Genomic DNA, 228 nt, shown 5'->3' on the forward strand with positions numbered 1-228 from the left:
TGGGAACGCCTGACGGGGATGAAGAATGCAAACCAGTGATAAAGGCATTGCCCTAATCAAGCAGTTCGAAGGCTGCAAGCTCACCGCGTACCAGGACAGCGTCGGAGTGTGGACGATTGGCTATGGGTGGACTCAGCCTGTCGACGGCAAACCGATCCGCGCCGGGATGACGATTAAGCAGGAAACGGCAGAACGCCTGCTGAAGACAGGACTAGTCAGCTACGAAAG

1 protein-coding gene is annotated in these 228 nt (G+C 56.1%); it reads left to right on the forward strand.

The window, feature by feature from the left end; genetic code table 11:
* Positions 1–25 precede the first annotated feature (25 nt).
* A partial coding sequence (locus tag ADJ24_RS21520; protein ID WP_048703689.1) for a lysozyme occupies positions 26–228 on the forward strand: 203 nt, incomplete at its 3' end.

Source organism: Enterobacter sp. 940_PEND (assembly GCF_001059415.1).
Lineage (GTDB): Bacteria > Pseudomonadota > Gammaproteobacteria > Enterobacterales > Enterobacteriaceae > Enterobacter > Enterobacter cloacae_M.